The organism is Shinella sp. NM-101, from assembly GCF_021401195.1.
In the GTDB taxonomy this organism is placed as follows: Bacteria; Pseudomonadota; Alphaproteobacteria; order Rhizobiales; family Rhizobiaceae; genus Shinella.
On sequence record NZ_JACBFT010000003.1, the window covers coordinates 189,751 to 204,378 of the forward strand.

At 65.1% G+C, this 14,628-nt stretch carries 10 protein-coding genes; 3 read left to right on the top strand and 7 right to left on the bottom strand.

What is annotated here, in order from left to right:
- Window positions 1-192: 192 nt before the first annotated feature.
- Both dnaJ and dnaK read right to left on the bottom strand, forming a co-directional pair.
- A complete protein-coding gene (gene dnaJ / locus L0976_RS07925) occupies window positions 193-1,326 on the bottom strand; it encodes a molecular chaperone DnaJ (protein ID WP_234186845.1) in 1,134 nt (377 codons plus the stop codon).
- Between the two features lie 229 nt (window positions 1,327-1,555).
- Window positions 1,556-3,460, bottom strand: a complete 1,905-nt coding sequence (gene dnaK / locus L0976_RS07930) for a molecular chaperone DnaK (protein ID WP_203317101.1) — start codon at window positions 3,458-3,460, stop codon at window positions 1,556-1,558.
- 537 nt (window positions 3,461-3,997) lie between these two features.
- On the opposite strand from dnaK, the gene L0976_RS07935 reads away from it, so the two are divergent.
- Both L0976_RS07935 and L0976_RS07940 read left to right on the top strand, forming a co-directional pair.
- Window positions 3,998-4,657 (top strand): hypothetical protein, encoded by a 660-nt coding sequence (locus L0976_RS07935; protein ID WP_234186846.1) that lies wholly within the window; start codon window positions 3,998-4,000, stop codon window positions 4,655-4,657.
- A 3-nt stretch (window positions 4,658-4,660) separates the two neighbouring features.
- Window positions 4,661-5,029: a hypothetical protein gene (locus tag L0976_RS07940; protein ID WP_234186847.1), complete on the top strand. Its 369-nt coding sequence runs from the start codon at window positions 4,661-4,663 to the stop codon at window positions 5,027-5,029.
- Window positions 5,030-5,052: 23 nt separating this feature from the next.
- Here the strand turns inward: L0976_RS07940 and L0976_RS07945 are convergent, their stop codons facing one another.
- The 5 genes from L0976_RS07945 to L0976_RS07965 form a co-directional block, all read right to left on the bottom strand.
- A complete protein-coding gene (locus tag L0976_RS07945) occupies window positions 5,053-7,278 on the bottom strand; it encodes a transglycosylase domain-containing protein (RefSeq protein WP_234186848.1) in 2,226 nt (741 codons plus the stop codon).
- A 138-nt stretch (window positions 7,279-7,416) separates the two neighbouring features.
- A complete protein-coding gene (locus L0976_RS07950; RefSeq protein WP_234186849.1) occupies window positions 7,417-7,845 on the bottom strand; it encodes a BA14K family protein in 429 nt (142 codons plus the stop codon).
- Window positions 7,846-7,946: 101 nt separating this feature from the next.
- Window positions 7,947-8,894: a lysylphosphatidylglycerol synthase domain-containing protein gene (locus L0976_RS07955; RefSeq protein ID WP_234187062.1), complete on the bottom strand. Its 948-nt coding sequence runs from the start codon at window positions 8,892-8,894 to the stop codon at window positions 7,947-7,949.
- A 204-nt stretch (window positions 8,895-9,098) separates the two neighbouring features.
- Complete coding sequence (locus L0976_RS07960; RefSeq protein WP_203317106.1) at window positions 9,099-10,490, bottom strand: dipeptidase; 1,392 nt, start codon at window positions 10,488-10,490, stop codon at window positions 9,099-9,101.
- An 80-nt stretch (window positions 10,491-10,570) separates the two neighbouring features.
- Window positions 10,571-11,011, bottom strand: a complete 441-nt coding sequence (locus tag L0976_RS07965) for a MarR family winged helix-turn-helix transcriptional regulator (RefSeq protein ID WP_203317107.1) — start codon at window positions 11,009-11,011, stop codon at window positions 10,571-10,573.
- Between the two features lie 510 nt (window positions 11,012-11,521).
- Between L0976_RS07965 and polA the strand changes: the two genes are divergently transcribed.
- Entirely contained in the window at window positions 11,522-14,509 is a 2,988-nt protein-coding gene (polA, locus tag L0976_RS07970) for a DNA polymerase I (RefSeq protein ID WP_234186850.1), read from the top strand.
- The last annotated feature ends 119 nt before the right edge of the window (window positions 14,510-14,628 follow it).

The following is a 14,628-nucleotide window of genomic DNA, read 5'->3' on the forward strand; positions in this document are numbered from 1 at the left end:
CTTTAACCTCGCTCCACCCGCTTTCGTCATCCTCGGCCTTGTGCCGAGGATCTGCCAACGCATTGAAATATCGAGACGTTGCAGATGCTCGGAACAAGCCCGAGCATGACGGAGGAGAGGTTTGCGGCTCTATTGAACATGCAAAAAAAGCCCCGGCGCTGCCGGGGCTTTTCGTTTGAGCCTTCAAGGCGATCAGCCTTCGAAGAATTCCTTCATCCGCGCGAAGAAGCCTGACGATTCCGGGTTGTTTTCCTTCGAGGAGATTTCCTCGAATTCCTTGAGCAGCTCGCGCTGGCGCTTGGTGAGCTTCTGCGGCGTCTCGATCTGGATCTGGATGTAGAGATCGCCGATCTGGTTGGAGCGCAGCACCGGCATGCCCTTGCCCTTGAGGCGGAATTGCTTGCCGGCCTGGGTGCCCTCGGGCACAGAGACGCGCGACTTCGTGCCGTCGAGCGTCGCCACGTCGAAGGTGCCGCCCAGCGCCGCCGTCGTCATGGAGATCGGCACGGTGCAGTAGAGGTCCGCGCCGTCGCGCTGGAAGAATTCGTGCGGCTTCACCGACAGGAAGATGTAGAGGTCGCCCGCCGGGCCGCCGCGAAGGCCGGCTTCGCCCTCGCCGGACAGGCGGATGCGCGTGCCGTCCTCGATGCCGGCGGGAATGTTGACCGACAGCGAGCGCTCTTCCGTGACGCGGCCGTTGCCGTGGCACTTTGTGCAGGGGTCGCTGATCGTCTGGCCGCGGCCGTGGCAGGTCGGGCAGGTGCGCTCGATGGAGAAGAAGCCCTGCGCGGCGCGCACGCGGCCGGAGCCCTGGCAGGTGGCGCAGGTCTTCGGGCTGGTGCCGGGCTTGGCGCCCGAGCCGGAACAGACGTCGCAGGTGATCGATGTCGGCACGCGGATCTGCGCGTTCTTGCCAGCATAGGCCTCTTCCAGCGAGATCTCCATGTTGTAGCGCAGGTCGCCGCCGCGCTCGCGTCCACCGGAGGAACGCCGCTGCCGCCCGCCGCCCATCATCTCGCCGAAGATGTCCTCGAAGATGTCGGAGAAGCCGCCGCCCTGGAAACCGCCGCCGCCGAAGCCGCCGCCGCCCATGCCGCCGTGCTCGAAGGCCGCATGGCCGTAACGATCGTAGGCCGCGCGCTTCTGCGGGTCCTTCAGCATCTCGTAGGCTTCGTTGACGTCCTTGAACTTCTGTTCCGCAGAGGCATCGCCCGGATTCTTGTCCGGGTGATACTTCATCGCCATCTTGCGGAAGGCGCTCTTCAGCTCCTTCTCGTCGGCGGTCCGGGAGACACCCAGCGTCTCGTAAAAATCAGCTTTTGCCATTCGGGTTCACGTCCGTTTCAGGGGAACGGTCTTTTTATTATGGACCGGGAAGCTTGCCTTGGCCTCACGCATGCGAAAAGGCGGAAGCCGGGGCGAAGGGGAAGGCCATGACGTCGTCGCCGCGATAAACGGGAGTGATCATGCTGCCTTGTTTCCCTTCGCGCTGACGTCCGCCTTTTCACTATCCGTTGCACCGGCCGCGTCAAGCGCGGCCGGCATGTCTGGAGGCTCAGGCCGACTTCTTGTCGTCCTTGACTTCCTCGTAGTCGGCATCGACGACATTGTCGCCGGCCTCGCCACCCGAGGCGGCGGTCTCTTCGGCCTGCTGGGCCTCGTAGATCGCCTGGCCGAGCTTCATGGAGACTTCCATGAGCGTGTTGGTCCTGGCCTTGATGTCCTCGGCGTCGGGCTCGGAAGCTTCGACGGAGGTCTTGAGGGCGGCGATCGCCTCCTCGATGGCCTTGCGGTCGTCTTCCGTGACCTTGTCGCCGTATTCCTTGAGGGACTTCTCCGACGAATGGATCAGGCTTTCGGCCTGGTTCTTCGCCTCGACGCCCTCGCGGCGCTTCTTGTCGGCCTCGGCATTGGCCTCGGCATCCTTGACCATCTTCTCGATGTCGGCGTCGGAAAGGCCGCCGGAAGCCTGGATGCGGATCTGGTGCTCCTTGCCGGTGCCCTTGTCCTTGGCCGAGACCTGCACGATGCCGTTGGCGTCGATGTCGAAGGTGACTTCGATCTGCGGCATGCCGCGCGGTGCCGGCGGAATGCCGACGAGGTCGAACTGGCCGAGCAGCTTGTTGTCCGCGGCCATTTCACGCTCGCCCTGCGAGACGCGGATGGTCACGGCCGACTGGTTGTCCTCGGCGGTCGAGAAGGTCTGGCTCTTCTTCGTCGGGATCGTCGTGTTGCGCTCGATCAGACGGGTGAAGACGCCGCCCAGCGTTTCGATGCCGAGAGACAGCGGGGTCACGTCGAGAAGCAGGACGTCCTTGACGTCGCCCTGCAGCACGCCGGCCTGGATGGCGGCGCCCATGGCGACCACTTCATCCGGGTTCACGCCCTTGTGCGGCTCCTTGCCGAACAGCTGCTTGACGACTTCCTGCACCTTCGGCATGCGGCTCATGCCGCCGACGAGAACGACTTCGTCGATCTCGGCCGCCGTGACGCCGGCATCCTTGAGGGCTGCCTTGCACGGCGCGACGGTGCGCTGGACGAGGTCGTCGACGAGCGCTTCGAACTTGGCGCGGGTCAGCTTCATCGTCAGGTGCTTCGGGCCGGAAGCGTCCGCCGTGATGAACGGCAGGTTGATTTCGGTCTGCTGCGAGGACGACAGCTCGATCTTGGCCTTTTCGGCAGCTTCCTTGAGGCGCTGCAGCGCGAGCTTGTCGTTCTTCAGGTCGATGCCCTGGTCCTTCTTGAACTCGTCGGCGAGGTAGTTGACCAGACGCATGTCGAAGTCTTCACCGCCGAGGAAGGTATCGCCGTTCGTCGACTTCACTTCGAAGACGCCATCGCCGATTTCCAGGACCGAGATGTCGAACGTGCCGCCGCCAAGGTCGTAGACGGCGATGGTCTTGCCGTCCTTCTTGTCGAGGCCGTAGGCGAGCGCGGCAGCCGTCGGCTCGTTGATGATGCGCAGCACTTCAAGGCCCGCGATCTTGCCGGCGTCCTTGGTCGCCTGGCGCTGCGCGTCGTTGAAGTAGGCCGGAACCGTGATGACGGCCTGCGTGATGGTCTCGCCGAGATAGGATTCGGCGGTTTCCTTCATCTTCTGCAGGATCATCGCGGAGATCTGCGAGGGGGAGTAGCCCTTGCCGCGGGCATCGACCCAGGCATCGCCATTGTCGCCCTTGACGATCTTGTAGGGAACGAGCGCCTTGTCCTTCTCGACGAGCTTGTCGTCGTAGCGGCGGCCGATGAGGCGCTTGACGGCGAAGAGGGTGTTTTCCGGGTTGGTGACCGCCTGGCGCTTGGCCGGCTGGCCGGTCAGCCGCTCACCGTCTTCGGTGAAGGCGACCATGGAAGGCGTCGTGCGCGCGCCTTCGGCGTTTTCGATGACTTTCGCGTCCTTGCCGTCCATGACGGCGACGCAGGAATTGGTCGTTCCGAGGTCGATACCGATTACTTTAGCCATGTCATTCTCTCCTTGAAGCGAACTGCCGGAACCCATTCAGGCATTCTTTTGGCAGCCCCTAATGGTATGGTCTTGTCGAAAACCCCGGCCTGAACCGGAGCTTTGCGGGGTATATAAGGACCCCTCCAGACGACTGCAAGACATGGACGAGCCGCAAAGCTCGCGAAATCAGCGTGTCCGGGAGGAATTCGTACGCCATCGGCGCTCCGCGCAATCAACCGCATTCGCGCGCGGGTTTCAAGGGACTGTCTGTGGTTCCTCGCGGCGCTGCGGGAGGAGGGTGGGCAGAAGTACTGAAACGGCGAGTCACCATCCGCCGCGCCGGGATGAGCAGCGGCGTTCCGATGGCAATGGCCGCGGGAAACGTACAGTATATTCAATGGGCTGACCGAATCCATTCGCTTTTTCCAGCGTCAGTTCATCCCTGCCGTCTCCAGCTACGCACACAATGATCCGGTTGAACGATGAAACGGACTGCGTGGCAAAATGATCCCGACGGCCCCAGGCTTTCTCCAAACAAGTTACCGGTATGCGGCAATGGCCGTCGAAATCCGCGCCCTTGTCTTGCGCTTCCAGTTGAAGGCCGGCTTCCGCCCCGAGCAGCCGCGTGTACCCCCGGGTAATCCCGATGGCGGGCAATGGGTTGCCGAAGGCGACGGCAGTCGACCGATCCTCATCAGCCGCCGCGGTCCGCGCGGCGCAGGACAGGTTCGTATTCTCGGCAGGTGGCAGGCCATCACGCCGGCGCAGGAGGCACGACTGGCGGTCAGTGTCGGCCGAATGCGGGAGGCCGTACGCTCCGTTCAGAAGCGCGAACCGAACTGGAAGCCGACGCCGCAGGTCTATGAAACGGTCGAGGGGCTGATCCGCGCGAACGAAGCAACGGCGCAGGAAGCTATGCTCCGCGCACTACAGCTAAGATTGCCGCGCACCGGAATTGGGCCGTATGCAAAAGAGTGGCTTGTTGCGCCGGAAAACAACAGGCGTTTTACCAGGCCAGAACAAATGGAGATCGATCACATTGGCCGCACCCATGGATGCCATCGTTGTGGCGTAAAAACGCCTGGCACGCCTCGAGGCCATTTTATTGGCGATCACCAAGTGCCAAAATCAGTTGGCAAACCAAGCAGGATTTACCCACACTGTTGGTGGTGCAGTAACTCGCAGGGCGGGTTTTTATCGAAGGGGAGGCACTAACAAATGACTGTGCAACACATGTCGATCGCCCCAGAATATATAAGCTTTTATGTTGCAGGTCGCCGGGATGTTGATGTTCCGGTTCATATGGACCGGCAGGGAATCTTCGTTTCCGATGATTGCGTCAACATCCCGGCATATTACTGGAGTGACGGAGATACGAATGTGACGTTCGGGCCGTACTCCGAAATTGTAGAGGCTCGGAAGCCGGATTCCGACACTGTTTTGAATACACCAAACAGAGAAGTCATTCTGTTTGACGCGAATGAGCCTCAATACGCCATTGCGCAGGTGCCATACACGAAAACCCGTATCCGGGTCTGGATGGATCACCCGGTCGAACCGTCAAACGTAACCATCGCCTGGGGCTGAAGGGTATTGCCGCCCGTAGGGCATCACCCGCCGGTGAGGAAGTCGAAGAGGGTCGTGCGGCGCGTGCCGGTCTGGCGCTCGCCGCCGACATCCGCGGGCGGGATCAGGCCGTCGTCGAGGGGGACCGCTCCCGTCCGGTCGGTCGCCACCGCTTCGCCGTTGCCGGCGGGCCGCTGGTCGGTGTCGAGCGTGCGGGAAATGATGTCGAAGAGCTGGTCGCCGCCTTCTTCCGGCGCGGCGCGGGCCGGGTCCTGCAGCGGGTCGCCGTTCGCGGTGCCGAAGAGCGGGGAGGGTGACAGGCCGGCATGGGCGGCGGTCATGAACTCGCCCCAGGCCTTGGCGGGAAGTCCCCCGCCCGTCACCTTCTTCATCGACTTGCCGTCGTCGTTGCCGAACCAGACGCCGGTCGTCAGGTTGCTGGTATAGCCGACGAAGAGCGCGTCGCGGAAGGACTGCGTCGTGCCGCTCTTGCCGGCGGCCGGCCAGCCGGGAATGCGGGCGTTCTTGCCGGTTCCCTCGGTGATGACGCGCATCATCATGCCGTTCATCATGGAGACGATGTTCGGCTCCAGCACGCGGGGCGGGTTGTCGTAGGTGTTCTCGTAGAGCACCGTGCCGTCCGCCGTCGAGATGCGCCGGATGATATGCGGCGTCGCCTTGTAGCCGCCGTTCATGAAGGGCGCATAGGCCGCGGTCAGCTCCACCAGCGTCACCTCCGAGGTGCCGAGCGCGATGGAGGCGTTCGCCTGCAGCTCCGATTCGATGCCGAGCCGGCGGGCGAGCTTGACCACCTCGCCCGGACCGACCTCCATGACGAGCTGCGCGGCGATGGTGTTCAGCGAATTGGCGAGCGCGGAGGCGAGCGTCACCTCGCCGCGGTATTTCTGGTCGTAGTTCTCGGGCGTCCACTTGCCGATCCTCACCGGCGCGTCGTTGCGCACGGAAAGCGGCGAACGGCCGGCCTCCAGCGCCGCGGCATAGACGAAGGGCTTGAAGGCCGAGCCCGGCTGGCGCCTGGCCTTGGAGGCGCGGTCGAACTGGCTTTCCGCATAGTCCCGCCCGCCGACAAGCGCGCGGATCGCCCCCGTGCCGTCGATGGAGACGAGGGCCGCCTGCGAGGCGTTGGATTTTGCGCCTTCCTTGTCGAGCATCGCCGACAGCGTCTCGTCGGCCTTCTTCTCCAGGTCGAGGTCGATCGTCGTGTCGATGACGAGGTCTTCCTTGATGTCGCCGATCATGCCGGGAAGCTGCGCCATCACCATGTCGGCGGCGTAGTATTGCGCGCCGGACCAGTAGCTGCGCGCCCGCGCCGGGGTCTGCGACATCGCCGTCTTGATCTCGTTGTCGGTGACGTAGCCTTCCTCGCGCATGGCGCCGAGCACGACCTGCGCGCGCGCTTCCGCCGCCTCCGGGTCGCGAGCCGGCGAAAGGCGGGAGGGCGCCTTCAGGAGGCCGGCCAGAAGCGCCGCCTCGCCGAGATTGACGTCCCGCGCCGACTTGTTGAAGTAGCGCCGCGAGGCCGCTTCCACGCCATAGGAATTCGAGCCGAAGAAGACGCGGTTGAGATACATCGCAAGGATCTGGTCCTTGCTGTATTTGTGCTCCAGCCAGAGGGCGAGCAGCACCTCCTGCACCTTGCGCTCCAGCGTGCGCTCGGGCGAGAGGAACATGTTCTTGGCGAGCTGCTGCGTCAGCGTCGAGCCGCCCTGGACCATGCGCCCGCTGGTGAGGTTCGTCAGCATCGCGCGGGCAAGGCCGAGCGGATCGATGCCGAAATGCGCGTAGAAGCGCCGGTCCTCGATGGCGATGACGGCCTGGGGAATGTAGGGCGACATGTTCTCCAGCGACAGCGCCTCGCCGCCGGTCAGGCCCCGGTTGGCGACGATGTCGCCGTTGACCGACATGATCTTGACGTTCGGTGGCCGGTCGGGGATCGACCAGCTCGTGGCGCTCGGCATGCGCGCGCCGTAATAGAGCACCAGCCCGCCGACGCCGATGGCGCCCCAAAGGCCAAGCACGAGGCACCAGTAGACGAGCCTGCGCAGGAGGCCGAAAATGCCGCCGCGCGAGGGTTCGCGCCGTCGGGCCGAACCGCGCCGCGGCCGCTCGGCCTTCGGCGGCTTGCCGCGGCCCCTGCGCCCGCCGCCGCCCGCCACGCGATCACCCGCGCCGACGTGGAAATCGTCGTCTCGCCCCGCCGCTCCCTGGAAGGACGGCTCGATGCGCTGGGATTTGCGGTTGCCTGCCATAAGCGGTCGGATGAGCCCTCTGGATATCGCCGGTCGGTGGACCTTAAATGCGGCGATTTAAGGGGTCGTTAAGAAGCGGTGAACGCGCCGCTGTCAATTCGACGGGTACGGGCGGCCCGAAGGCCGCCCGCGAAGGTATCAATAGTAGGGCGAGAAGCACTGGCGGCGCGGGCCGTAGTTGGGCTGGAACGTGTTGTCGTAGGCCCTGTACGAGCGATAGCGCGCATAGCACCAGTCGGTATGGCGCGGGTTGATGCCGGCGTGACGCGGACGGGAATAGCCGTCGTTGGCGATCGCGCCGCCGATGATCGCGCCGGCGCCGAAGGCTGCCAGCGGATACCACCAGCCGTCCGAGTGGCGGCGATAGCCGTGGCGGTTGTGGCGATAGCCGCGATGGCCGTTGTACCAGCCGTTGCGGTGGCGGTACTGCACCTGCTCGACATCCGTGCTCTGAGAAACGCCCGCCTTCGGCAGCGGCATGGCGTAAGCCGGCGCGGATACGAAGGACGTGGCGAACATGGCGACGGCCATGGCGGCGGAAAGGCCGGTCTTGATCGTTGTCTTCATGTCGGTCTCCCTTGGTTTTTCATTGCTTCCCAATGATCTGGACGGATCGGATCATGAAGCAATGCGACTGAACGGAAGATGAACCGAAACTATTCCTGGTTTCAATCCTCGCCGTTCCTCGCCCGTGCAAGAAACCGTGATCGCTCGTAGAAGAGGATGACGACCAGCGCCATGACGAAGGGAATGATGAGATAGAAGAGCCGGAAGACGGCAAGCGCCGCCAGCACCACGGCCGGGTCCATGTCGGGCAGGCCGGCGAGGAAGACGAGCTCCAGCACGCCGATGCCGCCCGGCGCATGGGAGAGCAGCGCGACGGAGAAGGAGGCGAGGAAGATGCCGAGCACGACGAAGAAACCGGGATTGCCCTCCGCCGGCAGCACGAAATAGATGATGCCGGCCGCACCGATCAGCTCGATGGGCGCGATGATGAGCTGGCGGAAGACGAGCGAGGGCTTGGGATACTGCAGCTTGAGCCAGCGCGTGTCGATCGGCCGGAATCCGACGAGGCTGCCCACGACATAGAGCGCGACCAGCGCCAGGATGAAGACGCCGGTCGAGAAGGCCGCCTCGATCGGCAGGAAATCGGCGAAGCGCTCGATGATCTCCGGCTCCAGCACCAGCACGAGGCCGAACAGCATGAAGGTGCCGAGCGCGAAGGTGAAGGAGCAGAAGGCGACGAGAACGCCCACCTCCGACCCGGTGAGCCCCTTCGACGTATAGGCCCGGTAGCGCACCAGCGCGCCCGAGAACACCGAGGCGCCGATATTGTGCGACAGGGCATAGGTGGTGAAGGAGGTGACGGTGATGAACCACAGCGAGATGCGGTGGCCGAGATGCTCGAGCGCGAGGTGATCGTAGGCCGCCAGCGCCGCATAGGCGACGAGCGTTGCCACGCATGCGAGCGCCCAGCCGGACGTCGGAATGGCGTGGATGCTCGCCATGAACTCGTCGAGCGAAAGACCGCGCAGGTCCTTGTAGAGGATGTAGACGGACAGGACGATCGCGACGGTGCTGACGAGCGGCCAGAAGAATTTCCTCAGCCGTTTCATGCCGCCCGGCCCCCGGCCCTCGTCAGGCCGTTCTTCGAGCGGCAGGCTTCTTTCGCAGTCCGTGCTGGCGCCATCCTCGTCCTTTCCCCATCGTGCGGGCCTGTCGTCGTCCGGTGCGACGCGGCCATTCTTGTCGTGGTTCGGTTGGCCAAGCATTGCCGTTCCATCCGGTGAATGCCAGCCAACGCCTTCATCACTTCTGCGTCAGCGCGATGCCAGCGCGGAAAGGATCCGCACCCAGGAGCGGATGCCCTTCTCGAAGGAGCGCAGTTCGTATTTCTCGTTCGGCGAATGGATGCGGTCGTCCGACAGCGCAAAGCCGACGAGCAGGGATTCCATGCCGAGCATCTTCTGGAAGTCGCCGACGATGGGGATGGACCCGCCCATGCCGATGACGACGGCCGGCTTCGGCCATTCGTCCGAAAGCGCGGACTTCGCCTTTTCGAGCAGCGCCGAATCGTAGGGAAGCTGGATGGCCGGCGAGCCGCCATGGGCGTGGAACGTCACGGAGCAGTCGGCGGGGATCCTCGCGCGCACATAGGCGCGGAAGGCGTCGCGGATCTTCGCCGGATCCTGCTTGCCGACGAGGCGGAAGGAGACCTTCGCCGAGGCTTCCGCCGCGATCACCGTCTTGAAGCCCTCGCCGGTATAGCCGCCGGTGATGCCGTTGACCTCGGCGGTCGGCCGCGCCCAGGTGAGCTCCAGCACCGAGCGGCCCTTTTCGCCCGAGGGGATCGACAGGCCGATCTCGCCGAGGAAGCTTTCCGCCGAGCTGCCGAGCTTTTCCCAGGCGGCCTTGATCTGCGTCGGGGTCTCCTCGACGCCCTCGTAGAAACCGTCGAGCGTCACGCGGCCGGTCTCGTCGTGGAGGCCGGCGAGAATGTCGGAAAGGATGTGGATCGGGTTTGCCGCCGCGCCGCCGAAATAGCCGGAATGGAGGTCCCGGTCGGCCGCCTTGATGACGACCTCCTCGCCGACGAGGCCGCGCAGGCCTGCCGAGATCGCCGGCGTGTCGGCGTCCCACATGCTGGTATCGCAGACGAGCGCGAAGTCGGCCTTCAGCTCGGCGGCATTGGCTTCGAGGAAGGGCTTCAGCGAGGGCGAGCCGGATTCTTCCTCGCCTTCGAAGAGGATGGTGACGCGGCAGGGCAGGGCGCCCGCGGTTTCCTTGTAGGCGCGGCAGGCCTCCACGAAGGTCAGGAGCTGACCCTTGTCGTCGGAGGTGCCGCGGCCCGTGATGATGCGGCGGCCGCCCTCGGCCCCGCGCACCGCCGGCTCGAAGGGGTCGTGGTCCCACAGGTTCAGGGGATCGACCGGCTGGACGTCGTAGTGGCCGTAGAAGAGGACGTGCGGGGCATCCGGCCTTGCGCCGTCGTGATGGGCGACGACCATGGGATGGCCGGGCGTGTCGCGCACCGTCGCATCGAAGCCGAGCGAGCGCAGCTCGGTGACCAGCCACTCGGCCGCCCGGCGGCACTCGGCCTTGAAGGCCGGATCGGTGGAGATGGACTTGATGCGCACCAGCTCGAACAGGCGTTCGAGGCTGGCGGGAATGCCGGCGCTGGCGCGGTCGAGGACGGGCAGAATGTTGGTCATGGTCGAATCCCTTGCGAATTGCGGCGACATTAGACCGATCGCGTCGGGGAGGGCAAATCGTATGACGGTCTTGCGGGCGGTCAGGCGCGCGGATCGCGGCCGAGATTGGCGAGCACCATGCGCATGTATTCGAGAAGCAGCTCCCGCTCGAAGCGGCGGAAGCCCCGGAACAGCGCTTCCTCGGTGGCGCAGGCGGCGGCCATTGCGGTCTCGCGCAGCGCCTTGCCGCGCGTCGTCAGGAAGACGAGCTGCGCCCGCCGGTCCTTCGGGTGCCGGCGGCGCAAGATCAGCCCGTCGCGCTCCATGCGCGACAGCGTGTTGGCCATGGTCGCCTGCTCGATGTCGAGCCGGTCGAGGAGCTCGCGCTGGGTGAGGCCGTCGCCGCCCCACAATTCGAGCAGGACCGGGAACTGGCCGGGCGCGAAGCCGGCCCCGTCCGCCCGCGCATGAAGGGCGCGGGACGCCGCCTTCGCCAGGAGATTGGCGAGGTATGCTGCCGACTCCTTCCGGTCGAAATCCATGGGGAGAAGCTATGTCGGTTCGCAGCGGAAGACAATGTGGATCGCCTGCGATGGGCATGGCTGTGCCCGCAAATGCAAGAAGCCGCCGACGACAGGAGGCGTGTCGCGGCGGCTTCTGCGAATTATGGACAAAGGCCCGGAGAGGGGGATGAGGCCTTTGTCCTCGTCTGGCGCGGCGGGGGACAGGCCGTATGCCAGACAACGGCTTTGATCAGGTGCCGATGACCAATATCTGTGAGTCCGAATGTGGCTTTTCAAGGGTTTTGCGTCGGTCCGAAAATTACAAATTGGTAACGTTCGCGTGAGGTTTTGCGGCGCCGGAAAACCCCCTCTCCCTGCCGGCATCTCCCCCACAAGGGGGGAGAAAGATAGAGGCTGGCTCACCGTTCGGAAGAGAACGCCAAGGGGGAGGCGGGTCAAGCCCCTCCCCCTCGTGGGGAGGGGTTGGGGAGGGGCCTTTCCGCAATGAAAGATGGACGCGGCAGACGCCCCGCGCTATCCATTCACCCCATGAAAAAAGGTGATCATCTCTTCCTCGTCGACGGCTCGGGCTTCATCTTCCGCGCCTTCCACGCCATCCCGCCGCTCAACCGCAAGTCGGACGGGTTGCCGGTCAATGCCGTCTCGGGTTTCTGCAACATGCTGTGGAAGCTGCTGAAGGATGCGCGCAATACCGACGTGGGCGTGACGCCGACGCATTTCGCCGTCATCTTCGACTATTCCTCCAAGACCTTCCGCAACGAGCTCTACGATCAGTACAAGGCGAACCGCACCGCGCCGCCGGAAGACCTGATCCCCCAGTTCGGCCTCATCCGCCATGCCACGCGCGCCTTCAACCTGCCCTGCATCGAGAAGGAAGGCTTCGAGGCGGACGACCTGATCGCCACCTATTCGCGGCTTGCGGAAGCCGACGGCGCCGACGTCACCATCGTCTCCTCCGACAAGGACCTCATGCAGCTCGTGACGCAGAGCGTCTCGATGTATGACGGCATGAAGGACAAGCAGATCTCCATTCCCGAAGTCATCGAGAAATGGGGCGTGCCGCCGGAAAAGATGATCGACCTGCAGGCGCTGACCGGCGACAGCACCGACAACATCCCGGGCGTTCCCGGCATCGGCCCCAAGACCGCCGCCCAGCTCCTGGCGGAATACGGCGACCTCGACACGCTGCTCGCCCGCGCCGAGGAGATCAAGCAGGTCAAGCGCCGCGAGAACATCATCGCCAACCGCGAACTCGTGCGGCTCTCCCGCCAGCTTGTCACGCTGAAGACGGACACGCCCCTCGACACGCCGCTCGACGACCTGATCCTGCACCCGCAGGACGGGCCGAAGCTCATCGCCTTCCTGAAAGCCATGGAGTTCACCACGCTCACCCGCCGCGTCGCGGAGACCTGCGACTGCGATGCCGGCGCCATCGAGGCGGCGAGCGTGCCGGTGGAGTGGGGCGCGGAGGCGCACGGCCCGGATCTCGACAAGGGCGACGTTGCCGGTCCTGCGCTCGATCTTAACGGCACCGAGACGGCGGCCGAGGCCGCCGAGACCCTGCTGCCGACCGCAAAGCCGGGCGAGGCCACGCCCTCGGCCCTCGCAAGGTCCCGCGCCGAGCGCTTCTCTGCCGGTCCCATCGATCATTCGACCTATGAGACGGTGCGCGACCTCGACGCGCTCGACCGCTGGATCGCCGCGGCGCGCGAGACCGGCCTCGTCGGCTTCGATACCGAGACGACCTCGCTGGATGCCATGCAGGCCGAGCTCTGCGGCTTCTCGCTCGCCATTGCCGACAACGCGAAGGACCCGTCGGGCACGACGATTCGCGCCTGCTATGTCCCGCTCAACCACAAGACCGGCGTCGGCGACCTCCTCGGCGGCGGGCTTGCCGAGGGGCAGATCCCGATCCGCGCCGCGCTGGAGCGGCTGAAGGCGCTGCTGGAGGATCCGTCCGTCCTCAAGGTCGCGCAGAACCTCAAATACGACTACCTCGTCATGCGCCGGCACGGCATCACCATGCAGGGCTTCGACGATACGATGCTGATGTCCTATGCGCTGGATGCCGGCGCGGGCAACCATGGCATGGACACGCTTTCCGAGCGCTGGCTCGGTCACAAGCCGATCGCCTACAAGGAGGTCGCAGGCTCCGGCAAGGGCGCGCAGACCTTCGACATGGTCGATATCGCCCGCGCCACCGCCTATGCGGCCGAGGACGCCGACGTGACGCTGCGGCTCTGGCATGTCCTGAAGCCGCGCCTTGCGGCAGAGCGCATGACGGCGGTCTACGAGCGGCTGGAGCGCCCGCTGGTGCCCGTGCTCGCCCGCATGGAGGAGCGCGGCATCACCATCGACCGGCAGGTCCTTTCCCGCCTTTCCGGCGAGCTGGCGCAGGGCGCGGCAGGCTTCGAGGAGGAGATCTACGCGCTTGCCGGCGAACGCTTCAACATCGGCTCGCCCAAGCAGCTCGGCGACATCCTCTTCGGCAAGATGGGCCTTCCCGGCGCCTCCAAGACGAAGACCGGCCAGTGGTCGACCTCCGCGCAGGTGCTGGAGGACCTTGCCGCGCAGGGCATCCCGCTGCCGCGCAAGATCGTCGACTGGCGCCAGCTCACCAAGCTGAAATCCACCTATACCGACGCGCTGCCCGGCTTCGTGCATCCCGAGACGAAGCGCGTGCACACGTCCTACGCGCTCGCCGCGACGACGACCGGGCGCCTCTCCTCCTCGGATCCGAACCTCCAGAACATCCCGGTGCGCACGGCCGAGGGCCGCAAGATCCGCACCGCCTTCGTCTCGACGCCCGGCAACAAGCTGGTCTCGGCCGACTACAGCCAGATCGAATTGCGCGTGCTCGCCCATGTCGCCGAGATCCCGCAGCTCAAGCAGGCCTTCGCCGACGGCATCGACATCCACGCCATGACCGCGTCGGAGATGTTCGGCGTGCCGGTGGAGGGCATGCCGGCGGAAATCCGCCGCCGCGCCAAGGCGATCAATTTCGGCATCATCTACGGCATCTCGGCCTTCGGCCTCGCCAACCAGCTCTCCATCGAGCGCTCGGAGGCGGGCGACTACATCAGGAAGTATTTCGAGCGCTTCCCGGGCATCAAGGACTACATGGACAGCACCAAGGCCTTTGCCCGCGAGAACGGCTATGTCGAGACGATCTTCGGCCGCCGCGCCCATTACCCGGAGATCAAGTCGTCCAACCCCTCGGTGCGCGCCTTCAACGAGCGCGCCGCGATCAACGCGCCGATCCAGGGCTCGGCCGCCGACATCATCCGCCGCGCCATGGTGAAGATGGAGCCGGCGCTCGCCGCCGCCGGCCTGTCCGCCCGCATGCTGCTGCAGGTGCACGACGAACTGATCTTCGAGGTCGAGGAGGGCGAAGTCGACAAGGCCATCCCCGTCATCGTCGACATCATGGAAAACGCCTCCATGCCGGCGCTCTCGATGAAGGTACCGCTGAAGGTCGACGCGCGGGCGGCGACCAACTGGGACGAGGCGCACTGAGCAGGGTGCCTCGCCCGCCTGCCGGCACCTTCTCCCCGCAGGCGGGGCGAAGAGGAGCCGCACTGGTTTCCCCGGCCAAACAATCTTCGTGCTGACAGGAAAGCCTTGCCTCCTGCCCT

Coding starts and splice junctions, on each gene's coding strand:
- dnaJ (WP_234186845.1), bottom strand. CDS start 1,326: ATGGCAAAAGCTGATTTTTACGAGACGCTGGGTGTCTCCCGGACCGCC.
- dnaK (WP_203317101.1), bottom strand. CDS start 3,460: ATGGCTAAAGTAATCGGTATCGACCTCGGAACGACCAATTCCTGCGTC.
- L0976_RS07935 (WP_234186846.1), top strand. CDS start 3,998: ATGGCCGTCGAAATCCGCGCCCTTGTCTTGCGCTTCCAGTTGAAGGCC.
- L0976_RS07940 (WP_234186847.1), top strand. CDS start 4,661: ATGACTGTGCAACACATGTCGATCGCCCCAGAATATATAAGCTTTTAT.
- L0976_RS07945 (WP_234186848.1), bottom strand. CDS start 7,278: ATGGCAGGCAACCGCAAATCCCAGCGCATCGAGCCGTCCTTCCAGGGA.
- L0976_RS07950 (WP_234186849.1), bottom strand. CDS start 7,845: ATGAAGACAACGATCAAGACCGGCCTTTCCGCCGCCATGGCCGTCGCC.
- L0976_RS07955 (WP_234187062.1), bottom strand. CDS start 8,894: ATGAAACGGCTGAGGAAATTCTTCTGGCCGCTCGTCAGCACCGTCGCG.
- L0976_RS07960 (WP_203317106.1), bottom strand. CDS start 10,490: ATGACCAACATTCTGCCCGTCCTCGACCGCGCCAGCGCCGGCATTCCC.
- L0976_RS07965 (WP_203317107.1), bottom strand. CDS start 11,011: ATGGATTTCGACCGGAAGGAGTCGGCAGCATACCTCGCCAATCTCCTG.
- polA (WP_234186850.1), top strand. CDS start 11,522: ATGAAAAAAGGTGATCATCTCTTCCTCGTCGACGGCTCGGGCTTCATC.